Origin of the sequence: Arcicella sp. BE140, assembly GCF_031456255.1 — a bacterium.
Taxonomy (GTDB): domain Bacteria; phylum Bacteroidota; class Bacteroidia; order Cytophagales; family Spirosomataceae; genus Arcicella; species Arcicella aquatica.
In genome coordinates this window covers 56,325-81,996 of sequence record NZ_JAVDUE010000020.1, presented here as the reverse complement: position 1 = coordinate 81,996, position 25,672 = coordinate 56,325, and the positions used below count along the sequence as shown (strand labels likewise).

Here is a 25,672-nt window from a genome sequence, read left to right as displayed (position 1 = left end):
AGCTATTATTGAAAGAGGTTGTCTCAGGATATGGGGCAACCTCTTTCATTTAATATTACTTAATTTTAATAATTTTTACCGTTGTTCTGCGGTTTTGTTGATGTTCAATTTCCGTACAACTTACGCCATTTGCACAACTATTTACTAGCTCGCTTTCGCCATAGCCTTTTGCTAAAACTCTACTCCGACTAATTCCCTTGCTAATAATATAATCAACGGCAGTTTGGGCTCTTCTGGATGATAAATTCAAATTATCTTGTGTATCTCCACGGCTATCTGTGTGCGACCCTATTTCTATCACCATCGTTAGGTTTTTTTGAAGCACAGCCACTAATTTATTCAATTCTTTCAAGGCGTCGGCTCTTAAAGTAGCACTTCCAGAATTATAATAAATATTGTTCATCGTAATCAAATCACCTTCTTTAAAAATTTCTAAATCCTGAGAAATTATTTTAGCATTTCCCTTTTTCTCTTTTTTGATTTTATTAACATTCTTGCTATAACCATTTTTTGATATTTCTATCGTATAATCACAGTCTTCGTTGATATAAAAAGTATAACTACCGTCTGTTCCAGTGATAGTTTGTTGAGTTGTATTGTCGCAAGCATTCATAAAAGAAACCAATACGCCCTCCATGGGTTTTTTATCAATCTCGTTCCTTACAAAACCTGTAATGACTGATTTTTCCTTTAGATTAGATGTTTTTTTAGATTTGTTATTGACTAATTTACTATTGTTTAATGGCGAAATCTGTAAATCAAGCTTTACGGGCTTTATATTAATGAGAGGTACTTCTAGTTTTGAGACTACATCATCTATTTCACCTTTTGTTGAATAGCCAATATTATTAATGGCATAAGATTCTTTTTCGATTGTTATGGCATAGTCAGTATCTTGGCTAGTACAAAAACTTATATAACCTTCTGCATCTGTCTTCAAGGTTTCTAATAAGTGGCCAGAAGACGATATTTTAACAACAACATTATTGATTGGCATTTTTGTCTCAGCGTCGAAGACAACCACATTCATTTTTCTACAATCCGTTAAGCTATTATCTATCGAAAAACGATAAATGTCACCGTCTTCTCCTAGTTTTCTATTCGAAGTAAAGTAGCCAATTTGTCTATATTTATCCGTGATAATTCCAAAATCATCAAAAGGAGAATTGAAGGGTTTGCCTAGGTTGGTGGGTTTCGTAAAAATACCCTCCTCATTTTTTTCGACAAAGAAAATATCCAAATCTCCTTCACCACCTTGACCATTTGAAGAAAAATACAAATTCCCATTTTCGTCAAGAAAAGGGAATACATCAGCACCTTTAGAGTTAATATTTTTGCCTAAGTTTTTAGGACTTCCCCATTTGCCATTCTGAAATTCGACAGACCAAATATCCATCCCTCCAAAACCACCGAGGCGGTCTGAAGCAAAATATAGCGTTTTTTCATCTTTAGACCAAGCCGGATGGGCTGTCGAGAATTCATTATCGTTAAAAGGCAATTCTATGAGCTCTGTCCATTTACCACCTATATTTTCAGCAATATAAAGTTTGAGCTTGTTGATGTTATCTTCATTTAAACCTTTTGCAGTGCCTACTGAACTGTTACGAGTAAGGATGATTTTAGTAAAGTCTTTATTAAATGTGGCGGGGCCTTCTTGAAACTTTGAATAGATGGTTTTACCAAATCTGTCAGAATAGTATGTTTGTTCTTGAAAGCTTTCTTCCTCTTCAGTAAAATAATTTAAAGTCTTAGAATCATTAGAGGTTCTTCTTGAAGAATAATCATCACTCAATGGTTTTGCATTCTTAGAGGTATTTTTTTTCTTTTTTTTGTCAGTACTAGCTTCCTCTGACTGCTGTATTTTATTCAAATTCTTGGGAAAATATAAATCCAGCAAGCTACCTTTATCATTCATTAATTTGGTGGCAGATTCTTTTTGCGAACAAAAAACTATCCCATCTTTGTAATAGATTGGACTGAATTCAGGGGCTGATGTATTGAAATCAAGGTATTCTATTTTGTAAGTATTACGATTAGGGAAAATACTTACAGGTTTATCAAGGCTTTTAGCAGTAGGGTTTTGTTGTGAAAAAACAGTTTGGCTTTTTGTATTTTGTATTGTTTCTGATAAGGTAAAATATTCTTGTGCCTCCTGATAATTGCCATTATGTGCTAACACCTGAGCAAAATTTATATGAGCTTTGGCATCACTGTTAATAAGCGTAGGGAAATCAGTAAAGGCTTGGCGATAAATTTTTTCAGCGGTAATTTCTTCTTTATTTTGTTTATAACTATTGGCCAGTTTCAGTAATACTGAAAGTTGGTCTTTCGGTGTAAGAGAAGAAAAATCATTTTTCAAAACCTGATTAAATCCATTGATTGCTTTAGCATATTCTTGTAAATCATAGCAACGAAGAGCATTATTGAGGGTAGTATTAAAATGCTGAGCAGTCAAATAAAAATTTGACATAACAACAAAAAGCAATGAAAGTCCACTTTTTTTGAGCTGTAGCATTTTTTTAGTAAGGCCTGTATCTAAAAACAACAAATAATTCCAGAATTTTGGATAAAAGCAATAATGTAGTTTTGAAATATTAGGCTATTTGATTGTATTTTATATTAAAAAAACCACATAAATCATGCCAAAATGACAATGAAAACTACAAATAGTTATCATTTGTTAATTGAGCTGTTAATTATTTCAAAAAATTAATAGTATGATTATTAGAAGTTTACTTTTTTCTGGAAATAATAACCCCAATTGTGAAATAATAAAGGATTCCTAAACTTGAAATATAGAAAATGTTAAAAAGTTATTACAACGAAAATCTTATCGAGGCTGGCTTAGATGAGGCAGGCAGAGGATGTTTGGCAGGCCCAGTAGTGGCGGCAGCGGTAATTTTACCCAAATACTATACCCACACGTTATTAAACGATTCAAAACAACTTAGTAAAAGCCAAAGAGAAATACTCAGGAAAGATATTTTACAAGATGCCATCGCTTGGGAAATTGCGGAGGTTTCTAACCAAGAGATAGACCAAATAAATATTTTAAAGGCCAGTATGAAAGCCATGCATTTGGCTACGGATAAATTAAGTGTCAGGCCAGAACATTTATTGATAGATGGCAATCGTTTTCCGAATTATCCCCTGATTCCGCATACTTGTATTGTAAAAGGAGATGCCAAGTTTTTATCTATCGCAGCGGCTTCTATATTGGCAAAAACTTATAGAGATGATTTAATGGAAAGTTTGGCACTCAGCTTTCCCGTATATGGTTGGGAACATAATGCTGGTTACCCAACACCCAAACACAAAAAAGCGATTAAAGAATTTGGTGTAACGATTCATCATCGTTTAACATTCAGAATGTAAATCATCATTAAATAGTTATTAACTTTACCAGTATTCGAAGTGGCACTTCGATGATATACAATAGTTAATGCTCGAAGTGCCACTTCGAGTGCAATGCTTACCTTATGGGCTTTCGTTCAATTTTGGCAAAACCCTTTGCCTCATTCGTAGTACAAAACCGCCAAAAGTGGGAAAAACAAGCCGTTGAAACCCAATTGGCTTTGATGAAAAGTTTGGTTTCGGATGCTTCACATACACTTTTTGGGAAAGATCATCGCTTTGCTGATATTGCTGATTACCAAAGCTTTAAAGATGCTATTCCTGTTCAAGATTATGAAAACCTGAAACCATATATCGAAAAGGTAGTAGCAGGCGAAAGTGATATTCTTTGGAAAGACAAACCCCTTTATTTTGCCAAAACATCGGGAACAACCTCTGGCGTAAAATATATTCCTATTTCAAAAGAATCGATTGGTTTCCATATCAACGGAGCAAGAGATGCTTTGTTGAGTTATGTACATGAAACGGGTAATGCTAAATTTCTAGATAAAAATCTCATCTTTTTGTCGGGCTCGCCAGAGATGGTTCAAAAGAACGGTGTTTTCACTGGTCGACTATCTGGCATTGTGAATCACCATGTACCGGGCTATTTGCGAAGTAATCAATTGCCAAGTTATGAAACCAATTGTATTGAAGATTGGGAAACAAAACTGGAGAAAATTATTGATGAAACCATCGATAAGCCCATGTCGTTGATTTCGGGGATTCCACCGTGGGTGCAAATGTACTTCGACCGTATTCAAGCCAGAACAGGAAAGAAAATTAAAGATGTTTTCCCTGAGTTTTCATTGTTTGTATATGGAGGGGTAAATTTTGAACCCTATCGTGCCAAATTGTATGATTCTATCGGTAAGAAAATAGATTCAATAGAAACCTATCCAGCATCCGAAGGCTTTATTGCTTACCAAGATTCACAGTCGGCCGAAGGACTTTTATTATTATTGAATTCGGGCGTATTTTATGAATTTATTCCTGTAGAAGATTATTTCAAGCCTAACCCTAGACGTTTGCATATCGGAGAAGTACAATTAGGTGTAAACTATGCCGTAGTAATGAACACCAATGCAGGGCTTTGGGGATATTCTATTGGCGATACCGTTAAGTTCGTTTCCTTAAATCCGTACAGAATCATCGTATCAGGGCGTATAAAACATTTTATTTCTGCCTTTGGCGAACACGTAATTGGCGAAGAAGTAGAAAAAGCCATGCAATATGCCATGCAACGTCACCCAGAAGTTGAATTAGTAGAATTTACGGTAGCTCCGCAAGTAACACCCCCCGAAGGCGGTTTGCCTTATCATGAATGGTTGGTAGAATTTGCTAAAGCACCTCAGGATATAAAAGCTTTTTCACAAGCCATCAATCAGAAATTGGCAGAACTAAATGTTTATTACGATGATTTGATGACGGGCAATATCCTTCAACCATTGAAAATAAGAGTACTACCCAAAAATGCCTTTATCGATTACATGAAATCAGAAGGAAAATTAGGTGGACAAAATAAAGTGCCAAGATTATCAAACGATAGAGCAATTGCAGATAAGATTTAAATTTTATTAACAATCACAGTTTGCAATATACTAGCGTAAGCATTTTTCCGAAATTCTACTGTTTGAGCGTTAGCGAGTTTAGAATTTCTTGATTTTCTTTTGCGGTCCGCCGCGCGGTTACTTTTCTTGTATCAAGACAAGAAAAGTAAGGTCTTATATTAAGGAATAGTTTCCTTTACGGAACAAAATAAAATTTTAATACTATCAAACAATTGTAGATAAGATTTAAGCATATAATTTATTGAAAATAAAGCATATAACGTATAGCTTACTGCTTATAGCTATTAAAAATGGGTAAAAAAAGTACCTCAATAGCTTTATAAGTAAAAATCTATCAATATAATATTTAACTGAATAAAATGCCTTTAGAACAAACTTTTCGCTGGTTTGGAACAAAAGACCCTGTTCCATTAGCACATATTCGTCAAGCAGGAGCCACTGGTATCGTAACTGCCTTACATCATTTGCCAAATGGCGTAATCTGGACGGTAGAAGAAATCCAAAAACGTAAAGATGAGATTGAAGCTGCGGGATTGACCCTATCAGTGATTGAAAGTGTGCCTGTTCATGAAGACATCAAAAAACGCACAGGAAATTATCGTGAATACATTGAAAATTATAAACAATCGTTAATCAATCTTGGTAAATGTGGTATTGATACGGTTTGCTATAATTTTATGCCTGTGTTAGATTGGACTCGTACTGATTTAGATGCTCCGATGCCAGACGGTTCAACAGCATTGCGTTTTGATGCAACCGAATTTGCAGCCTTTGAAATTTATATTCTAAAAAGACCTAATGCAGAGGCAAGTTATACTGATGCTCAAGTAGCAAAAGCAAAAACTTGGTTTGAAAATTCTAGCGAAGCTCAACGTGCAAAATTGGTTAAAAATATCATTGCTGGCTTACCAGGTAGCGAAGAGAGTTTTACCGTTGAAGAGTTTTTGGTAGTGCTAGAAGGCTACAACGAAATAGGCGATAAAGAACTAAGAGAAAATTTATATGAGTTTTTAAGAGAAATCACGCCAGTAGCTGAAGAAGCAGGGATTAATTTAGCCATTCACCCTGACGACCCACCATATCCGATTTTAGGTTTACCAAGAGTAGTAAGTACAGAAGCCGATGCACAGCAGATACTTCAAGCTTATGAAAGTCCGAATAATGGCTTGTGTTTCTGTACAGGAAGTTATGGCGTTCGTGAGGACAACGACCTTGTGGGAATGGTAGAAAGAATGGGCGACAGAATCAATTTTGTGCATTTAAGAGCTACCAAGCGTGATGCCGAAGGGAATTTCCATGAAGCAGACCACCTTGCAGGGGATGTAGATATGTATGGTGTAATGAAAGCGTTGGTAACAGAACAGCGTAAAAGGATAGAAGCTGGACGAGAAGACTACCGCTTGCCGTTCCGTCCAGACCACGGACATAAAATGCTAGACGACCTAAATCCAGCAAAAAGAACAAACCCTGGCTATACAGCCATAGGTCGATTGAGAGGCTTAGCAGAGTTAAGAGGATTAGAATTAGGAATTGAGCGAAGTTTAGATGTTAAATAAATTTGCTTAAACCTTTTGTATCTCAGATACTTTGCGTAATTTTGCACCCCTGATTTTGAGGTAATTATACGATATTATTAACCAATATAATTTATGTTGTAATTAATTATTATGTAAGTGTTTCATAATCAGTCATGTGTATCTCTATTAAAACAACACAAAATGCCAACTATACAACAGTTAGTAAGAAATGGCAGGGAGCAAATGACTTGGAAGTCAAAATCTCCTGCTCTTGATTCTTGTCCGCAACGTCGTGGCGTGTGTACAAGGGTTTATACTACTACGCCTAAGAAGCCTAACTCGGCTATGCGTAAAGTAGCCCGTGTACGCTTAACAAACGGCAAAGAAGTAAATGCTTACATTCCAGGTGAAGGTCACAACTTGCAAGAACACTCAATCGTATTGATTCGTGGAGGTCGTGTGAAAGATTTACCAGGGGTACGTTACCATATCATCCGTGGTGCTTTAGATACTGCAGGTGTAAATGGTCGTCGTCAACGTCGTTCTAAATATGGTGCTAAACGTCCTAAACCAGGTCAAGTTGCAGCTCCAGTAAAAGGCGGAAAAGGCGGTAAGAAGAAATAATTTGAAAATTTGAAAATTCGTCAATTTGAAAATGTAAAACATTCATTTTCAAATATTCAAATTATCACATCTTCAAATTGAAAAACAGTCCAGTATGCTTTAGTTAAGGGCAGAAGATGGGCTAAACTTAAAATCTTAACAATCCAATGAGAAAGTCAAAACCAAAAAAGAGATACGTATTACCTGACCCTAAATTTAGGGATGTAATGGTAACCAAGTTTGTTAATAACTTGATGTACGACGGTAAAAAATCAACAGCATTTACAATTTTTTACGGTGCATTAGACAAAGTTGAAGATAGAACCAAAGAGAAAAACGGTTTAGAGCTATTCAAAAAAGCATTAAACAACGTTATGCCATCGGTAGAGGTAAAAAGCCGTCGTGTAGGTGGTGCTACTTTCCAAGTTCCAACGGAAGTACGTGCAGACCGTAAGTTATCAGTAGGTATGAAATGGTTAATTCTTTATGCTCGTAAGCGTGGAGATAAAACTATGATCGACCGTCTTGCTAACGAAATCATGGCAGCCGCTAAAGGTGAAGGTGCAGCAGTGAAGAAGAAAGACGATACGCACCGTATGGCAGAAGCTAACAAAGCATTCTCTCACTTCAGATTCTAATCAAATTATTAACAACAACGAGATACACACAGCACAAAAGCGAAAATCGAAAGGTTTTCGCTTTTTGTGTTTTTAGGGGGGGGAATGTTGCTAAATACTCATGGCATGACTTCCACTAATCTGTTTATTATCAAAATAATTCCATAGTCATTGTGTTTTGTGTGCCACAAACCACGTAGTTAAATAATCACTAAATCACTCATTCGCTAAACCACTCAATAAATCACTTTCACATAAATATCTGCATTACGCCCCTTGTCGTCACTGCATGATATTTTAATTTTGCCTGCTTGTGGGGTAAAAAATACCTCCGCATTAGGCGATGCTTTTTGCAATAATTTGTCATTGATGTACCAATAAACCGTTTTTACCTCATTTCCTACCTGACAGTTTAACATCAATTTCTGGTTTTCGTTTTTTGTCAAGAAATACTCTGAGCCATCTACAGGATAGACAATCTGCGGAGCGTCAGTATTAAATACGCGTTCGCATTTGGGGTTATGCGGAGGTATTTTTTCATACAAAATATGTTTGCTTTCGTACCAGCTTAATAGTTCTGGGGCATAATTAGGATATAGTTTTTTGATAGCTCCATCCTCTGGCAAACAATGCGAACAATAGCTTATCTTTTGGTCGGCACTGATATAAATATATTTTGCGTGCTGACATTTGGTCATTTTAGAGACACTCGGAATATAATAATCTACAATTTGGTGTGTACAGAAGTCATTGGGAACATCACCACTTTCGGCACATACTTTTCTATAAGCGATATTCTCGGGAGCTTTAAACCATTTAGAAGAAGAATTATAATCGATAGTATTAAAAATATCAAACAGTAAAGGTGTAGCAATATTTGCTCCTGAAAGTTCAGGAACGCCTTCTCCCGAAAAATTACCTACCCAAACACCAATGGTATAATGAGCATTATAACCAATACTCCACGCATCTTTTTTGCCAAAAGATGTCCCCGTTTTCCAAGCGATTTTAGGCATTCTGTAGGTATAATCGTAGTTATTAGGTAAATCAGGACGCGTAATTTGCGAGAGTATCTGGGTAATCAGATAGCTAGATTCCTTAGAAATAATTTCATTTTTTACCTTAGGCGTTTCTTTCGACTTTAATAAATACGAAGCCTTCTGAAAATTTCCCTCATTGGCAAAAGCACCAAACAAATTAGTCAATTCTTCTAAGGTGACTCCACAACCACCCAATACTAAGGATAGTCCAAGTTTTGATGAATTCTTTTTAACCGTTTGAAAATCCGCTTTCTTTAACTTATCTACCAAAACAGGCGTAGAAATTTCTTTAAGCATTTTTACGGCTGGAATATTTAAGGAATTAGCCAATGCGTATTCAATCGTGATTTTTCCATGAAAAAGCTTGTCGAAATTCTCTGGCTCAAAACCTCCAAAATTTGTGGGTACGTCGTTAATAGCTGTTTTTGGGGTAATAATTCCTTTGTCGAATGCCGTAGCATATAATAAAGGTTTTAGTGTACTACCTGGTGAGCGAATGGCACGAATACCATCTACCTGTCCGCCATCTATGGGATTATTAAAATCTGCCGAACCGATATAAGCTTCTACCTGATGTGTTTTGTTATTAATCACCATCACGGCAGCATTATGAATGTTCATGGCATATAAACGGCTAACATAATTCTGTACAATGTTCTCAATCGTCAATTGTTTATGTCGTACCAGCACTGTTTTGATAATCGACTGCGTAGGGTTTTCTTGTTTAAGCCTCAAAGATAAGTGCGGTGCCAAATGTGGTGCTTCATGACGAGTGACATTGAGTGGTTCGTTGATGGCATCTTCAATATCTTGTTTATTAAATAATTCAGCATCTTTAAAATTCTGTAGCCAACGGTTTCTTTCTTGAAGAATATAGGCATTGTTAGTGCCGAGTCGCAAGCTTGAAGGGCGATTCGGGATAATCGTCAGGGCTGTTACTTCTGCCAAACTCAATACATTCGGAGATTTTTGAAAATATAATATTGAGGCCGATTTTAATCCTTCTATATTGGAACCATAAGGCACAAGATTGATATAAAACTGTAAGATTTCATCTTTAGAATAATGAAATTCTAATTGTATGGCTCTAAAGATTTCAATAAATTTATTGAAGTATGTTCTTTTTTGCGGATGCAATAAGCGTACTACTTGCATGGTAATAGTACTTGCGCCTGATGTTCGCCTGCCTGTAAAGATATTTCTAGCTCCTGCTCGTAGGATTGCCAAGGGGTTTACCCCAAAATGCCAACGAAACCAACGGTCTTCTTTAAAAACAATGGCTTTTTCGAGTGTTGGTGTTATTTCAGTCAACTCGGTTTCCATGCGCCATTTATCGGTTTTATTTAAAAAAGCATGCAATAATTTTCCGTCTGAATCGGTAATAAGGGTAGAATAGTTGGGGTTAATTTTGAAAGGAAAAAAAAGGTCTAACAAAATAAACAGCATAAAAAGGGTAGCGATTCCTTTAAAAAACTTAGTTTTGATGATTCGGTGAAAGGCTTTTTTAATTTTTTGTTTGAACATTTAGCGTAAAGAGATTTTTGTAAAGATATGGATTCGGTCTGTATTCGTTAATGTATTACCCAACAATTTTATTGTTCTGAACTTCATCCTTAAATTTTACAAAATCAGTGGTTTGTTTTACCACATAACCAAATTGAAATTGGATGGTTTGTGGGTTTAAATATCTTTGTTGGACACTAGACGCTAGACTATAAGACTTAAGGACTAAAAGACTAGAGGACTTTTGGACGCAAGATATTAGACTCTGAGGACTGGAGGACTTTAGGACTAAAAGACTGGAGGACTTTTTTAGACACAAGATATTATACTATAAGGTGCTGTGGACTGAAGGACGTTAGGACTAAAAGAGTGGAGGACTTTTAGACATAAGATATTAGACTATAGACTTTATAATTTGTGCATGGTATGATTTTATTACTAAAAAAATCTCCTAAATCAGCGTGTCGAATCAGCGTAAATCAGCGGGTAATTTTTATAAAGACGAAAAACCTATAACTAAAATCCGAAAGCTGACAGCCGATAGCCTATTGCTTACAGCCTAAAGCCTACAGCAAAAAAAATAACCAAAACATTTATTTAACTAAAACCTCAAGAACAATGCAAAGATTAACTGTAGCGGGACGATTATTGATTGCCGCCATTATTGTAGGAGCAATTTATTATGGTTTTACAAAATTCGGGGGACAAGATGCCCTGAAAAAATTAGCACCAGAAACAACAGCTTCGGCTAGTAATACTGCTGATTCGAATAGTTCTTCTTCTGAAGAAAATAGTTCTTCGACAACTGAAGGGGAAAATACAAGCTTTGATTATACTCCTCCTGGGCCAATCGCAGGTAAATTAAAGGGTGTAGTTGAGCTAGGAGCTAGTGGTTTTAACTCGTTTATTATCAGAATAGATGCTGATAAGCGTTGGAAGCTTGAAAAAGCTGATTTTGGCAATAGCTTGGTGATAGAAAATATGGCAAGCGATGATGATATCAGAGCGGGCTTGAAAAAGTATATCGGAGGAATGCTTGATTATGGTGTAAGTGGAAAAGATATTCACTTTGTCGTGAGTTCGGGAGCGGTAAAAGCGGAAGGTACTCAGAAGATAATCAAGGTGTTGAAATCATTAAAGTACTTTGTGAATACCGTAACGCCAGAGCAAGAAGGAATTTTAGGTTTGCAATGTGTACAGCCTGCTGAATATGCTGATAATTCATTTGTAGCGGATATTGGTTCGGGAAATACTAAAATTTCTTGGAAAGAAGATGGGAAGCTAAAATCTGAAGAGTCGTATGGTGCGAAATATTTTCAGAATGGTGTAGATGACGAAACAGTAGCTAAAGAAGTAAGCGAAAAGTCGAAAAAGATTCCAGAGGCTAATCGTAAAACTTGTTTTATTATAGGTGGAGTGCCTTTTGAGTTAGCCAAAAAAGTAAGAAAAGGCAAAGAACGCTATACTGTATTAGATGCTCCTTCGGCTTATCAATTAGACAACGCTAAGTCAAAAGCTGGTTTAAATATTTATAAAGCCATTGCTGAAACTACGGGTTGCCAACAATTCGTATTTGACTGGGATGCTAATTTCACGATTGGCTTTTTGTTAGCATTGCCTTAATTATTAAAAAATTAATATTTAAAAGGGTTGATTCAACGAATCAGCCCTTTTTGTTGTACAATAGTGCTATTTTTATATTCTATTGAACAAAAAAAATCTCAATTCGGTTGAAACTATGTATAAATTTGTGATATTTATAATCCATGACTTAAAAAATACCTCAGAGAAAGTTTAGATAGCTTGATTTTGTAAAGAAGATTTTCGCAGAGCAATAATTATTCTTAAGCATCGTTATAACATTCGTATTGTTACCACCATTATGAAGCAATTAATATATTTATTTATTTTTTCATCGAGCATACAGTCAATAGTAGGGCAAGTGCAACCAATTCCTTTGGCTAGTACTAAAGAAGCCACCAAGAAAGAACTTGCCGTTGATAGCCAAGACGTTAAGTATATCCCTCTTTTTGGTAGTAAAAAGATTGTAGATGAACAAATACTGAAATCAAAAGATTTCTTTACTCAGTGCGAACAAAACTTTAAAAATCGTGCTGAGGCTAGCAAGTTTTTTGCAGAGAGAGGTTGGGAATACCTGAGCGAAGGTTTGTTGGATACCGCTACTTATCGCTTCAATCTTAGTTTTTTACTTGACCCTGACAATGTAGAGGCTTACTGGGGTTTAGGTTCTGTAAGTTATCAAAAAAAGAACTACGAAGAGTCTGCTAAATTACTACGCAAAGGGTTAGTGTTGGCTCCTGATAATCCGACATTGATGATTGATGTAGCTACTGTGCAACTAGCTTGTTTTAAAGACCAGAAGAAATGTAATGACATTGATGATGCATTGCTACTATTGGAGAAATCTTTAAAAATAGATTCAACCAATGCCAATGGCTGGCTGAAATATGCCATTGCAGAATTTCAATTAGAACATTACGAGAAGGCTTGGGAGTATTTCCATAAATGTAGAACACTCGACATTACGTTTTTGGATATGAATTTCTTACAAGAATTACTTGCCAAAAAAGAAGACCCTATGGGAGTCTTTAAATAGGCATCAAGCAATATTTTAAAATTTTTAAAAGCCTCTTCTTTGTAAAAAGGAAGAGGCTTTTTTGTTGTCTATTTACTCATGGCATGAGTCTATCTTTGTTTCGAGTTGGAAACTCGAACTACTGTTTAAATTTTGGTTGAAATTTGTTGTTTTGAAGAGTTATTTTTAAATTAAGATTAATATCTCCAAACAATAAATAACTATGACTGAACAAGAATACATCGAACAAAGGTTGGATGACCAAATGAACTTTTTTGCCCAAAAAAGTAGAAAAAACAAGGGTAACTATATCAAAATTAAGGTATTAGTGATTGTTCTCTCTGCCTGTTTGCCCTTGGCTACGAAATATAGTGATGTTCTTTATTTTCCAACAATCATAGGGTTGATAGGAGTATTAATCGCTATCTTAAGTGGATTAGATGCCCTTTTCAATTATCATGAAAGTTGGGTGAATTATCGCAAAGTACGAGAAGTGCTAAAACGAGAAAAAATTCTGTATTTAACCAAAGCAGGACCTTATCAAGAGAATGCTACTTTCCAGCAATTCGTTGTGAATATTGAAGCAATCATGTCCACAGAAAATGCAGAATGGTTTAACTTAAATAACCATCAGCAACAGAATAATAGCTCTCAAGCCAATAAAGAAGCTAAAGAAGATGAAAATAAACCTAACTAGTTTACTGAAAAATAATATTATGAGTATTTATTGTTTTAAATTCTGGTTATTTTGATTTGACTTTTTGGAGTCCTCTTCAATATAAAGTTGCTTAATTTCTGGATTAATGAATGCTTTAATCTCCTTTTTCCTCAGTTTACGAGGGGTTGTGCTTTTAATTTTAACTAAATAGGCAAAAGCAGAATCGTAATTTGTTTTTTCAGATGTAACATTTTTGCTTTCTCCTTTTGCTTCATTCTTGTCAATTGTTTTAAGTGCATCTTGTGCAATAGTAATGGCTGTATCTAATTGTCCTTCTACTTTTGTTTTGGCTTGCTCGGTGTTATTATAGGCTATCTGAAGCTTACTAGTTAAAACATCAGCTTCTCTTTTTAAAGAATAAGCATAAATGGCTACTACAAAAGCAATGATAAAACCAATAGAAGCAAAAATAGAACGCACCTCAGCCCGTCTTTTTAAGACTAGAAATTGGGCGGCTTGCTCATTAGCCTTTTCTTTTTCTAGCTGAGCCTTTTCGGCTAATTCTCTGGCATTCTCTGCTTCTTCCCATACCCTTATTTGGTCATCTCTTTCCTCTCGAAGTTTGGCGGCTTTACTGATAGGGTCTACTAAAGTATCATGCCCTAATTCATACATTAAACGTCTTTGAGAATCTTGCTCTACTTTCAATAAAGATGCTTCTCTTAGAACATCCAAAATTTGCTGTGCAACTTGTCGGTTGGGAATGCCGAGTTGCTCAACCAGTACTACATACATTAAATAATGATGTTCAAAAGGAATCCTTTGTCCATTTTGCACTAATACTTCTTCTACAAGTCTATACGTAGCTTCACGAAATTGCGCATCGATTTTGGTCTCGATAGTATCTTTATAATAATTATCAAAAACCGTTTCAATATCGCCTTTTATTTGTCCGTCTTGGTCAATATCAATCTGTTCAAAAGTCAATACAAACTTCTCTTCGCCTTGTAACCAAGCAGGCACGAATTTATCTTCTACTTGCCAACAAATAATCTGGAGCGTAGATGTTTCGATACGTCCATTTCTATCTTTTAGCTCATTAACCAACTGTTCGGCTAACTCTTGTTTAATTTCAAAGGCAGGTGTTTTAAATGTCCCTACAGGTTCATCGGGCAGGGTAGCAGGTTTCAACACTGCCGCTAAGGCTCCTTCTTCATCCAAGCCTTTGAGTTCATAACAGTCTTTTAAAATAGCAGGATGAAAGTCTTTGAGTTCTTCTAATTGAGCTAATCTATCTGAACGGATGGCAAAAACTACCTTAATCTCTGGTTTTTGGTAAAAATTGAGCCTAAATTCCTCTGAAATACCTTCTTCATCAAGCAAATCTTCTTGGCTTCTAAAAAATGCAGGAACAGTTGTGTATAAAACATCTGCTAGTTGTTCCTTAAATTCGAAGATTAGCTCTTGTGGATACGTAAAAAGTTCTTCAAACTGATCGAAAAAAAAGATAATCTCATTGGCTTCATGACTTATCTGATAGTTTTTAAGCGTATGCCAAAATGAATTATCTGTTTGAAAGTATTTCTCTAAAATTAAAGCTGAATGTTCTGTTGATTTTTCTTTGATGATAGCATTTACCCTTTCAATGGGTGTCGACCTATCCGAGCCTGACACATAAGGGCCAAATTTTACTTCAAAATAATGTACTTGCTTATTTTTTTCTGCCAATAAAGGAATAATACCTGCATTGATTAATGAGCTTTTGCCATATCCACTTTTGCCAAACAGCACCACGCTTTGGTGTAAAAAAATATACTTATAGAATTCTGCAATGTCTGTATCTCTTCCAAAGAAAATATCTTTTTCGTCTGTTCTAAATGGCTTAGGACCGGGATAACGATTTTTACTGACTATCATGCTCTTTCAGATTTAATCAATGTAACTAAACGTTTTACTTCTTCATAAATACTTTGGTAAGCCTCGTCTTGGTCTTTGAAGCTAATAATGGAATTATTATCTCTGGGAATAACTTGCCTTGAAGACAGAAAAGGGAAGTCTTTCCAAGCACAAGATTTTAATAAGACAGGTAAAACGTGTTTTTGTTGATTGATTGCATTCGCCACCTCTTGCTCGATACAATACTTAGAGTTTAAAAAATTGCGACTAACCAGACAAATCATTAGTTCTGAGGTTTCCAGCTCTGAAGTGATAGATTTACCCCATTCTTGACCAGCCACAATTTGTCGGTCTTCCCAAATTTCAATTTCTTTCGATTGATTGATTAAAGGAGATAAAGTGATAAGCAATTCCTTTTTAAAATCCTCATCTACGTGGGCATAAGAGAGAAAAATTCTTACAGGGCTATTTTTAGGTTTACTTACTGAGGTTGGTGCGTTGATGGGTTTAACAACTGGTTTTAAAGCAGTATCATCTTTGGGTTTTGCAGCATCATGACAATTGCAGGTTAGTTTATCTAAGAAAGCCGACGGGGTATAATCCATCATTTCTAAAGATAAACGGTTCATAATAAAGGTGCGTGAAGCCTCTGGAATATGGTCATCTATTGCCAACACGTTTTTATCAGAAGCCAATAGCTTTAACAGCAAATGCATATACCATTTGTTGAAATTTACGCCAAGGAAAATAAAACGTTCAGCACTTTTTAGGGCAATTTGTAATTCTTGAGGTAAACGATTGTCCCCTAGAATACTGAAAATATATTCGAATAAATCGTCGTAAGTAAAAACCAAGGATTCTGACTGACTTAATGACCCTAAGATGTTATACACCGTTGGCGAATCTGGACTTAGCGGAGGAAGAACTTCTTTTTCAGAAGTTTTATTTTTATGATAATACCGCACAGGCGTTTGTAAAATTCTGGAGAAAGTAGCCTCTTCTGGAATCAAAGAGAGAATTAACTGAGAAGGCAACTTTTTAAGTAAAAGAGCAATAGCATCAAGTTTTGATTGATTCGTTTCAATCACCCTTTGCATAGCCTTTGCAATATGGCGAATACCATCATTTTTTTCGGCTTTGGCTCGCACAGGATTCGTGATTTTTATCTGAAAAAGCTGTTCTTCCACGAAAGATTGACTAATGTATTTATTATCAATTAGTTCATTAGACACAGCTTCAAAGAAACTTGGATACCCCGTATATTCAATGATATCTGGACCGACGATAACAATACATTTCTGAGTTTGGATGTCTTCAATAATCAAGTCCCAGTCTTCGAAAACGAGCGAATCATTCATAAAATATACGAGTTAAGCATCTGATAATAAATTTGATAGAAATATACCAAAACTCGTAACTACATCAAAAAAAAACGATTGATTCTTAGTAAGCGGTAGGCTGCATAAGATTAGACAACTTTTTAAAAGTTGTCTAATCTTATGCCCAGTGGCTGGTTTCCTAACCAGTCCACAGGAATTTGATTAGAGAAAAGGAGGACTGGTCGGGAGACCAGCCTTGTGGAAAAATAATGTGCTTTAAGCTCAGGCAATTTTTATCGGAATATTGCTAACTTGAAAAAATAACGACTACGTATAGTGATGATTAGTCAAATTACACTTAATCGTTTATGAAGTATTCAATAAAATAGCATGAAAATTAAAACGGACCCTGAAATTTTTCAAAGAACAAATAATATTAATCCAGTTAATACGAAACACAATTTTGTCTCAGACAAGTTACTTCTTTTTGAAGGTTTTAGAAGAATATATGAAGTAAATGTTAAAATCAATCACATACTTCATGAGGAAATCAACCCAATTGGTACAATTTATAGACTTATAAACGAAGATATAAATGAAAAAAAAAATCAAATCATTGATAGTAATAATAGAAATAATAAGGATAGAAATACTAAGATTGGTTTATTTGGATATTTAGTGGTGCAGATGTATTTAACTTGGGAGATGTTTAGTGAAAATGATTTTGTAAAGGAATTGTACCCCATGAATCCATACCATTTTTTTCTAAGAATTTTAGAACGAGGAGTAGTAATGGATAGAGAAAATAGATGGTACTTGGTGATGAGTCCTTATGCCTCATATGATATCCGCAAATTGCTATCAAAAGAAAATTACCAAGAAACACCTTATTTAGTATCAACAGATGACGAATATCTAGATAAAATAAATGCCTATTATGCTGAGCATAATGAATTACCACCTTGGCTTGAAGAAGATAATAAAAGAGGATATATACTTTAATATTTTTTGAAAAATAAATTAACCTGTTTCTATTAGTTAGTGAGACAAAGTATAAGACTTTGAGAAGCAGAGGTTAATAAAATAATATGGTTAACTATGAAAAGTTTTATGAGTCAGCAAAAGATTTTTTAATCCTGACTAATCGTGCATCAAAAGAAGATTTTTTTCCAGTAGAACATTCTGATATTGTTGAGGTAGAAGAATTCTTTGGGAAAAAATTCCCACCATCTTTGTATTTCTTTCAGAAAACCTTTGGTAAAACACTTAGAAAGTTTCCACAGGAATTTCCAGTAAATTTAAAAAGGATTAAGCAGGCTTTTATTGAATCAAAAACTACTTTAAAGGAACTTGAAAACAGTAATTATATCGTTGGAACAGATGATTTTAAAATAGTAAATGGAGAAGTGGTATTACTAGAAATGATTAATGAAAGATATACAGAACCAGAGATTGCTAATTTAAGGGAGTTATTTGATGTTAAAGATATACTATTTTTAGATACTGATATCCATATAGATTTTATTGATACCTCAAAAGATGACCCATTAGTACATCATTTTATAAATAGTAGTATAAATAGTTTTACCACTGGGTTAATGCCTCTTTCTACCTATGTACGAGCTATTTTATTTAGTGAAATAGTGATAAAATTAGGATGGAATAAAAATCTTTATATTGATAAAATAGGCAATCCTGAAAAAGACCCCTCTAAATACTATGAAAACTATTATAGAAAAATGGAATCAATAGATATTTCTACATTGGATTGGGCAACCGTTTATGATTTTATTTATAGAGAAGGGGGAAATTATACTCCTCCTTTACCCGTCCATGTTTTTAGAGAACATAGAAGCAAATTTTATAAACTGAATGCCATAGAGGAGCAAAAGAACGGATATGTACTTACTGTGAATGAATTTGAATGGAAGTTTATAGATTTCTTAAAACAGCAAGGTTATCTTTTACCTAATCTAAATCTCTAGCAATTCAACAACCACCCTGTAATACTCAACCTTTCTTTAAAAGTTTCACAGACTTCATGGTCTAGTTTTTCGCTTTCAAAACAAACTAATCTGCCAGCTAATGGAGCAATGCGGATGATTTTTTCCTGATTATTTTCTTGGGTATAAATCAATAGATTTCCTCCGTTTTCAGGAAGCCAATCGATGTTTAAATAGTAGATTACTGACAGAATTCTTCCCTTCTGGGCTTGAAAGGTATCTCGGTGTCGACGGTAAAATTTCCCGACTTCATATTTTGCAAAATGGATTTCTGAGTCAATAATGCCTAAATAACAAGTTTGGTTGAGGTAATCGATAAAAGCTTGATTTTTATCTAAGAGTATTCTTTCTGATAGGTCAATAGAATTGCTTTCTAACCAAAGTATTTTGTCTCCTCTTATGGCTGTGGCTGTATGTACTTCACTTTGTTTGCCAATGCCTGCTTCTTTAAAATTACCAGCATCAAACCTAGTCTCGAATCTTGTTGATAAACTCTTGACTTCTTCTAAACTTAAAAAATCATCACAAACACCGTAACCATTGGCTAATATTCCTTCTATTAGTCCTTCAAACTTTTCTTCTTGGGTTAGCATCCCACTATAAAAAATCCCTTGTAAATCTTGCCGACTTACAAGGGATTTGGGGATTTGTGTAAAGGTAGGAAAAGTAAAATGATAATTTTAAAATAAATATTGTTATAATTTTTTATCCCAACTCATTTTCAGTGGACACACTGTGTAACCTTGTTCTTTTAAAAGATTGATTAATCCATTTTCTCCTCCAAGATGAGCCGCACCCACTACGAAAAAGGTAGGTTGTTCTGCCATAATCAAAGGCATTTTTTTAAGCCATAATCTATTTCTAGCATCAATCAGAATATTATCCAATTCTTGTGTTTCTATATCGTCATTGGAAGTGTCTCTAATTTCTTCAATATCCATTCTATAGTATGATGAAATCATTTGAGCATAGGATAGAGCTGTAGACGATTCTTCAAAATATTCTTTACGAATCATGTGAAGAACAATATCTGCTAGCCTTTGATAACTTATTTTTTTGAGGATATAATCTCTTTCAAAAGCTGTTTCAAGTCCATTTACTTTACCCGGGTTAATAGGGAAATTATATTTTTTTTGAGATAATTTAAGAACCTCATATTCATAAGATATTCTTTTTTTACAGATTTTCTTTAGCCCTTTATAGTCAGCATGCAGCATTAAAAACAAAGGAGAAATATTGTCTTTTTTCTCAATATCAATGTTGAAATTCTCCTTAAAATAAGTGGCGACTAGTTCATAGTCTTCTTCCGAATAGAAGTCTTTAAGAGAATAAGCCTCAGGCATTTTCTCAATTCTTTTGTGCCTAAAAAACTCGAAAATATTATTAATATCAATCTCGAAGTAAACCCTTTTGGTCATATTGATAGCCCTTTCAATCTTTATATCCCATTTGAAATTCTGTTTACACATTTCATGTACACTACCGAAAATATAGGAGGGCTTTTCTAAACCATTGTCTTCAACTATCCATAGAACTGATTGAGAATAAGAATTGGCTGTATAAAAAAGTAGAAGAATAAATGTTAGGCGTTTGTAAATTAGTAGCATCATTTAGTGTTTTATATTTATAGAAAAAGAAAAGGTAAACCTATCGTTGGCTTACCTTCAAAAATACTATATAAAACTCTATTCATAAAACCCAATTCCATCTTCAGCCATTTTACGAAGTTTATCCGTAGGTCTGAATCGTTCTCCATAAGAATCAGCCAAACGGTCAGCTTCTGAAACAAAGGTTTTAATGCCTACAGTATCTACAAATGATAATGTACCGCCCAGATAAGCAGGAAATCCCCAAGCAAAGATTGAACCTATGTCAGCATCCAAATTTTTGCGAATTACGCCCTCTTCTACACATTTTACCGTTTCTAATGCCTGACGATACAATAACCTGTTCTTGATTTCTTCTACATCAATTGCTTCTTCTTTGATAGGGAAAAGTTCAGACAAGCCACCCCAAAGATATTTTTTGCCATTTTCAGGATACTCATAAAATCCTGCTTTGGCTTTTTTACCCACACGACCCATTTCAGTAAATTGTTTACTGACTAAATAAGCAGTATCGGTTGCTTGCAAAATGCCTTTTGCTACAGCTTCCTGAGAAATCTTGTAGGCTAAATCCAATGCCACTTCGTCAGATACTGCCAATGGACCAACGGGCATGCCCATTTGTTTGGCAATATTTTCGATAACAACAGGATTTACACCATCTTTTAACAATTCTATACCTTCGGAGGTATAAGTAAAGAAAACCCTTGAAGTATAAAACCCTTGAGAATCATTCACAACAATAGGCGTTTTACGAATCTTCTTGACAAAATCCATGGCTACAGCCAATGCATAGTCGGATGTTTCTTTGCCCATGATGATTTCGACCAATTGCATTTTATCAACAGGCGAAAAAAAGTGAATACCAATAAAATTATCAGGTCGATTTACTGCTTTGGCTAAATCAGAGATAGGGAGGGTGGAGGTATTAGAAGCGAAAATGCCGCCTTCGTTTTTCAAGAAACTTTCTGCTTTTTTTGAAACGTCTGCCTTCAACTCGGGGTTTTCAAAAACCGCTTCTATGATTAAATCTGCTCCTGAGAGGTCAGCATAATTGTCAGATATTTTTATCAAACTCAGAATATTAGTTGCTTTTATAGCGTCCATTTTGCCTTTCACAATGGCCTTTTCAAGGAGGTTTTTAGTATAGTTTTTGCCTTTTTCGGCTACTTCCAGTGAAACATCTTTCAGCACTACCTGAATTCCTGCCAAGGCAGCTACATAGGCAATGCCAGAACCCATCATTCCTGCACCTATAATGCCTAATCTTTTTACTTCTGTTTTTTCAATATTTTTTGGTCTGCTTACTCCCTTATTGGTTTCATTCAGTCCAAAAAACATGGTGCGAATCAGATTTTTTGCTACCGACGAGTTCGCCACTTTTACAAAATGACGTGCCTCAATGACAAGTCCTTTATCAATATTTACCAGTAGCCCTTCATATACGCACGACATTATCGCAATGGGTGAAGGATAATTGCCATTAGTTTTGTTCATCGTCATGGCTGTGCCTGCCATCATTAGTTGCGCGCCTTTAGGGCTCAATATATTTCCTCCCGGAATCTTATAGTTTTCTCTGGCTTGTATTTTCCCCGTTTTTCGATTGATTTCATCCCAAGGTTGCAGAGCATTAGGGTTGGCATTAATCCAAGCAAAAGCTTTATCCATCATCTCTTCATGCGAATCTACCAATTCGTTAACCAATCCTAATGCAAGGGCATCTTTTGGTGATACCTTTTTCCCTTCTAATAAAAGTGGAGCCGCCGCTTCAATACCTATCATTCTCGGTAAACGCTGTGTGCCACCACCTCCCGGTAATAAACCGATCGTTACTTCGGGCAAACCAATTACTGCCTTCGGATTATTAAGTGCTACTCTATAATGACAAGCCAAACAGACTTCATAACCACCTCCCAAAGCTGTGCCATTAATGGCTGCAACTATGGGCTTCCCATTGGTTTCCATTTTCCTAAAAATGGCATTCAAGGATAATGAAAGCTTTAGTAATTCTGCGGGGGCTTTGCCATTATTATTAAGAATCATCCGTAAATCAGCTCCTGCTATAAACTCTGGACGTTCTGACGTAATGATGATACCTTTTACGGCTGAGTCAGCATAAGCTTTATCTAGTACCTCTGAAAGAGCTGGAATAGATTCATCATTCAGCACATTCATCGGCTGATTAGCCACATTAATGCTTAAAATAGCAACGTTATGTAAGATATTGTATGAGATCATTTCTTTTTTAGGACTTGAAGATTTTGAGACTTGAGGACTTTAGGATTTTAAGACTAAGACTTTAGGATTTTAAGACTTTAGGACTAGAGGATTTTATGACTTTTTAGACTACTGACTTGATGAGTAGAGGATTTTAATACTTCTACTCCTTTAGTCTTCTAGTCCTTCAGTCCACCAAATCTTCCAGTCCTCAAATCTCAAAATCATAAAGTCTTAGTCTTTAAATCCTCTCAATAACAGTTGCAATGCCCATTCCTCCACCTATACATAAACTAGCCAGCCCTACATTTTTGTCTGTTCGTTCTAGTTCATCCAAAAGAGTCATTAAGATAATGGCTCCTGTAGCACCAAGTGGATGTCCTAATGCGATGGCTCCACCATTCACATTTACTTTGGAAGGGTCTATGTTTAGTATATCCATGTATAGCATCGGGATAGCAGCAAAAGCTTCATTGACTTCAAATAAATCAATGTCGCTGATATGCATGCCATTGCGTTTTAATACTTTTTGTGTTGCAGGAATAGGACCTGTTAGCATAATGGTTGGTTCAGAGCCACAAACACCAAAAGCGGTAATTTTTGCCCTTGGTTTAATGCCTAGTTTTTCTCCCATCGCTTTACTGCCAATCAGTATGCCTGCCGAGCCGTCTACAATCTGAGATGAATTGCCAGCATGGTGCAAATGTTTGATTTCATTGAGTTCAGGATATTTCATCAAAGCCAGATGGTCTAAGCCCATTTGACCAATCATTTCAAAAGCAGGTTTTAATGTTGAGAGTGAAGCTAAAGAAGTTTGTGGGCGCATACCTTCATCATAAGTCAATACTTCTTGTCCGATGTCGTCTTTAACGGCGAACATCGATTTAGCAAAACGATTATTTTGATGTGCGATACCCGCTCGTCTTTGTGATTCTACCGCATAAGCATCTAGTGCTTCGCGAGTATAGCCATATTTAGTAGCAATTAAATCTGCTGAAATACCTTGAGGAACAAATTTATGGTCGGCAATCAATTGAGGGTTCATCATCATCGCCCCACCATCAGAACCCATTGCTACACGAGACATAGACTCGATTCCTCCTGCAATAATTAATTCTTGTTGACCAGACATCACATAAGCCGCCGCCATGTTCACAGCCTCTAGTCCTGAAGAACAAAAACGATTGATTTGCACACCTGCCACTCGTTGGTCATAACCAGCAGCCAATACCGCTGTACGAGCAATATCTGCTCCTTGTTCGCCAATAGGGGTAACACAGCCCAGAATAACATCATCTACCAATGTAGTATCTAAATGATTACGCTCTCGGAGTTGTTGCAATACTTGTTGAGCGAGCTGAACAGGCTGAATATCGTGCAATGAACCATCCGATTTCCCTCGTCCACGGGGTGTCCGAACGGCATTATATATATAGGCTACATTCATTTGTGATAATGTTTTAATGATTGCTTTAAAATATATTACGAATTTAATAAAAACATTATGCTTGCATACCAAATTTGGCACAATTTTTAGATTAAATTTGAAAAAACTATTAACTTAACAAATGTTTATTATCAGTACCTAATTGCTTCATTTTTAACTTAACAAGAAAATTATTCAATCATGAAAAAAACAATTGTTTTCGCAACTCTTTTAACTTTCATCTCAATTTCAACCTTTGCCCTTCAAAAAGAAACTACCACATCAAATTGCCCAAGTATGAGTTTAGCTCAAAGTGATTCTTTGGAATATAAAGATTACTATGGTAGCTATAAAATGGCTGATAATCCTTATGTGCCAAAAATGAAAGTGTTCTTTAAAGCAGGCGAATTGTATGGACAAGCGGCAGATTATCCAGAGACTAAGCTAATTAAAAAGAAAGATGATGAATTTGAAGAAGGTAACTTTGGTGCTCAAATTATATTTGTTCGCACGGGCGGATTGATATCAGGAGTGAAAGTAATTGTTCAAGGGCAAGAATTGATAGGAACAAAGGAATAAAAAAAACTCCTGTTATTAATCTTTATCCTTGCTTACAAATTAAAGCCGCCACTTTAGTTTGTAATACATTAAAGATTATCCTTCAGGAGTCTTGAATCTATACTAAAACAGTATAAATATCTCTATAAAAATTAAGTGGGTAAATTGTGATTAGTTATTTACATCACAAATATATGTGTCTATACACGTATTATCAAAGGTTAAGAAGATAAAAAGCGTGGATATTCAATTAGTGAGGTATTTTGGAGTTGTTTGAAAAATAATAGAGATGAAAAAACAACCTAAATATTAAATATATAATAAGAAAGGATAAAGTAGGCTTTAAATGAAAGATAAGAGGGAAAAGGGGTAAATATTCTGAAATAACGTATCTGTCTACTATTTTTAGTAATACTTTAAAATAAATAGACAAGTAGTATATTACTGAGTCATGGCAATTCTTAAGGTTTCTACGCCTCTGTGAATATTGTTATTAACAGACTGATAGTTAATCGACATTTTAGTAGCAATTTCTTGATTACCCATTTTATCAAAATAGCGCATCTTTAAAGCCTGTGAGACTCTGGTTGGCAACGATAACAGCGCTTTTTCAAGTTTAATAAACATCTCTTCTCGCTCTTCATTTTCATGAATATAAGAAAAATGATACTTCTCAAGCTGATGGGCAAGCTCAGAAATATTATCAAAAGGAACGCCAGTTCTTGATTCAGTAATTTTTCTGACCAAATCATGACGCAACGAAGTTTTTAAATAGGGTTCAATATTGTCAGTATCAGCAAGATTATGTTTTCTAAGCCATAAGTTTACGAATAAATCCTGTACGGTGTCTCTCACAAGCTCGATGTCTTGTGTTATTTTACTACCATAATTGACTAAAATTTTATGATTTAATTTATAAATCAAGTGAAAAGCCTGCTGGTCTCCTTTCTTAAATCTTTGCCAAAGCTCGAAATTATCGTAATGCGGACGCTTAATCATCTTTAAATCTATTTTTATTACAATAAATTATAAAAAAACTTCATTACAAAGTGAACGTTTTTTTCTTACATAAACTTTTCCGTTATTAGTACATTTTGATACTATATTAGCATTAATTTTGAGCGACACCGTGATTCGGTAATAATTTACAT

General features: G+C 35.2%; 20 protein-coding genes. 11 read left to right on the top strand and 9 right to left on the bottom strand.

Annotation, left to right across the window (positions count from 1 at the left end):
- Positions 1-55 precede the first annotated feature (55 nt).
- Complete coding sequence (locus J2Y60_RS21765; protein ID WP_309994748.1) at positions 56-2,470, bottom strand: OmpA family protein; 2,415 nt, start codon at positions 2,468-2,470, stop codon at positions 56-58.
- Between the two features lie 332 nt (positions 2,471-2,802).
- Between J2Y60_RS21765 and J2Y60_RS21760 the strand changes: the two genes are divergently transcribed.
- The 5 genes from J2Y60_RS21760 (at position 2,803) to rpsG (ending at position 7,722) form a co-directional block, all read left to right on the top strand.
- A complete protein-coding gene (locus J2Y60_RS21760; protein ID WP_309921717.1) occupies positions 2,803-3,375 on the top strand; it encodes a ribonuclease HII in 573 nt (190 codons plus the stop codon).
- 104 nt (positions 3,376-3,479) lie between these two features.
- Positions 3,480-4,964 (top strand): GH3 auxin-responsive promoter family protein, encoded by a 1,485-nt coding sequence (locus tag J2Y60_RS21755; RefSeq protein WP_309921720.1) that lies wholly within the window; start codon positions 3,480-3,482, stop codon positions 4,962-4,964.
- A 359-nt stretch (positions 4,965-5,323) separates the two neighbouring features.
- Positions 5,324-6,520, top strand: coding sequence for a mannonate dehydratase (gene uxuA, locus J2Y60_RS21750; protein ID WP_309921724.1), 1,197 nt, complete (start codon positions 5,324-5,326; stop codon positions 6,518-6,520).
- A gap of 162 nt (positions 6,521-6,682) precedes the next feature.
- The gene (gene rpsL / locus J2Y60_RS21745) at positions 6,683-7,105 is read left to right on the top strand and encodes a 30S ribosomal protein S12 (RefSeq protein WP_309921726.1); all 423 of its coding nucleotides are present in this window, start codon (positions 6,683-6,685) and stop codon (positions 7,103-7,105) included.
- 146 nt (positions 7,106-7,251) lie between these two features.
- Positions 7,252-7,722, top strand: a complete 471-nt coding sequence (rpsG, locus tag J2Y60_RS21740; RefSeq protein WP_309921729.1) for a 30S ribosomal protein S7 — start codon at positions 7,252-7,254, stop codon at positions 7,720-7,722.
- Positions 7,723-7,937: 215 nt separating this feature from the next.
- Here rpsG and pbpC read toward each other — a convergent pair whose 3' ends face one another.
- The gene (pbpC, locus tag J2Y60_RS21735; RefSeq protein WP_309921732.1) at positions 7,938-10,265 is read right to left on the bottom strand and encodes a penicillin-binding protein 1C; all 2,328 of its coding nucleotides are present in this window, start codon (positions 10,263-10,265) and stop codon (positions 7,938-7,940) included.
- Between the two features lie 597 nt (positions 10,266-10,862).
- Between pbpC and J2Y60_RS21730 the strand changes: the two genes are divergently transcribed.
- The 3 genes from J2Y60_RS21730 (at position 10,863) to J2Y60_RS21720 (ending at position 13,537) form a co-directional block, all read left to right on the top strand.
- Entirely contained in the window at positions 10,863-11,867 is a 1,005-nt protein-coding gene (locus J2Y60_RS21730; RefSeq protein WP_309921735.1) for a hypothetical protein, read from the top strand.
- 259 nt (positions 11,868-12,126) lie between these two features.
- Entirely contained in the window at positions 12,127-12,861 is a 735-nt protein-coding gene (locus J2Y60_RS21725; protein WP_309921739.1) for a tetratricopeptide repeat protein, read from the top strand.
- Between the two features lie 202 nt (positions 12,862-13,063).
- The gene (locus J2Y60_RS21720; RefSeq protein WP_309921743.1) at positions 13,064-13,537 is read left to right on the top strand and encodes a DUF4231 domain-containing protein; all 474 of its coding nucleotides are present in this window, start codon (positions 13,064-13,066) and stop codon (positions 13,535-13,537) included.
- Positions 13,538-13,564: 27 nt separating this feature from the next.
- Here the strand turns inward: J2Y60_RS21720 and J2Y60_RS21715 are convergent, their stop codons facing one another.
- Together J2Y60_RS21715 and J2Y60_RS21710 are read right to left on the bottom strand one after the other, a co-directional pair.
- The gene (locus J2Y60_RS21715) at positions 13,565-15,415 is read right to left on the bottom strand and encodes a hypothetical protein (RefSeq protein WP_309921747.1); all 1,851 of its coding nucleotides are present in this window, start codon (positions 15,413-15,415) and stop codon (positions 13,565-13,567) included.
- Positions 15,412-16,752 (bottom strand): toll/interleukin-1 receptor domain-containing protein, encoded by a 1,341-nt coding sequence (locus tag J2Y60_RS21710; protein ID WP_309921750.1) that lies wholly within the window; start codon positions 16,750-16,752, stop codon positions 15,412-15,414. The genes J2Y60_RS21715 and J2Y60_RS21710 overlap by 4 nt, the downstream gene beginning before the upstream one ends.
- A gap of 351 nt (positions 16,753-17,103) precedes the next feature.
- Here J2Y60_RS21710 and J2Y60_RS21705 point away from each other — a divergent pair, with 351 nt between their 5' ends.
- Both J2Y60_RS21705 and J2Y60_RS21700 read left to right on the top strand, forming a co-directional pair.
- Positions 17,104-17,715 carry a hypothetical protein gene (locus J2Y60_RS21705; RefSeq protein ID WP_309921753.1) on the top strand — a complete coding sequence of 204 codons (612 nt, stop codon included), beginning with the start codon at positions 17,104-17,106 and terminating at the stop codon, positions 17,713-17,715.
- Positions 17,716-17,801: 86 nt separating this feature from the next.
- Positions 17,802-18,698 (top strand): hypothetical protein, encoded by an 897-nt coding sequence (locus tag J2Y60_RS21700; protein WP_309921756.1) that lies wholly within the window; start codon positions 17,802-17,804, stop codon positions 18,696-18,698.
- On the opposite strand, the gene J2Y60_RS21695 is transcribed toward J2Y60_RS21700, so the two are convergent.
- From J2Y60_RS21695 to J2Y60_RS21680, 4 genes are all read right to left on the bottom strand, one after another.
- Entirely contained in the window at positions 18,695-19,309 is a 615-nt protein-coding gene (locus tag J2Y60_RS21695) for a 2OG-Fe(II) oxygenase (protein ID WP_309921759.1), read from the bottom strand. The genes J2Y60_RS21700 and J2Y60_RS21695 overlap by 4 nt on opposite strands.
- Positions 19,310-19,411: 102 nt before the next feature.
- On the bottom strand, positions 19,412-20,326 hold the full coding sequence (locus J2Y60_RS21690; protein WP_309921761.1) for a TraB/GumN family protein: 915 nt from the start codon (positions 20,324-20,326) through the stop codon (positions 19,412-19,414).
- Between the two features lie 75 nt (positions 20,327-20,401).
- On the bottom strand, positions 20,402-22,558 hold the full coding sequence (locus tag J2Y60_RS21685) for a 3-hydroxyacyl-CoA dehydrogenase NAD-binding domain-containing protein (protein WP_309921764.1): 2,157 nt from the start codon (positions 22,556-22,558) through the stop codon (positions 20,402-20,404).
- A 220-nt stretch (positions 22,559-22,778) separates the two neighbouring features.
- Positions 22,779-23,984, bottom strand: a complete 1,206-nt coding sequence (locus tag J2Y60_RS21680; protein WP_309921767.1) for an acetyl-CoA C-acetyltransferase — start codon at positions 23,982-23,984, stop codon at positions 22,779-22,781.
- A gap of 180 nt (positions 23,985-24,164) precedes the next feature.
- On the opposite strand from J2Y60_RS21680, the gene J2Y60_RS21675 reads away from it, so the two are divergent.
- Positions 24,165-24,542 carry a hypothetical protein gene (locus J2Y60_RS21675; RefSeq protein ID WP_309921770.1) on the top strand — a complete coding sequence of 126 codons (378 nt, stop codon included), beginning with the start codon at positions 24,165-24,167 and terminating at the stop codon, positions 24,540-24,542.
- 420 nt (positions 24,543-24,962) lie between these two features.
- Here the strand turns inward: J2Y60_RS21675 and J2Y60_RS21670 are convergent, their stop codons facing one another.
- Positions 24,963-25,520, bottom strand: coding sequence for a sigma-70 family RNA polymerase sigma factor (locus tag J2Y60_RS21670; protein WP_309921773.1), 558 nt, complete (start codon positions 25,518-25,520; stop codon positions 24,963-24,965).
- Between the last annotated feature and the right edge of the window lie 152 nt (positions 25,521-25,672).